The following is a 331-nucleotide window of genomic DNA, read 5'->3' on the forward strand; positions in this document are numbered from 1 at the left end:
TATCAGCCGTGTTCACGTGGGCGCCGGTCTCCGGGTTGGCATACTCTTTCTGGCTGTGGATCACATACTGGTGGTCTGCCATAGTTTTTCCCAAGCCCCGATAGCTCTTGCTGCCATCGGTCATCAAACTCGTCGTTTCGGGATCAATCCATTCTAAAAGAACCGGCTCGAGCGTCGCCCTTTTGTCATCGGCAACGACCCTGGCACGAGCCTGTCCGTCGCGAGAGGCCGCCACGAAGATCATCGGCTTCCCAGTGCCCTTGCCACGTGGATTGTAGGCCCCTGAAAGCGATTTCGGGGCTCCCCCGACAAACGCCTCGTCCACCTCGAC

1 protein-coding gene is annotated in these 331 nt (G+C 58.6%); it reads right to left on the reverse strand.

What is annotated here, in order from left to right:
• On the reverse strand, window positions 1–325 hold a 325-nt coding region (locus ILP92_RS15475), incomplete at its 3' end, for a transposase (protein WP_368667906.1).
• Between the last annotated feature and the right edge of the window lie 6 nt (window positions 326–331).

The organism is Palleronia pontilimi (genome assembly GCF_016412875.1).
Lineage (GTDB): Bacteria > Pseudomonadota > Alphaproteobacteria > Rhodobacterales > Rhodobacteraceae > Palleronia > Palleronia pontilimi.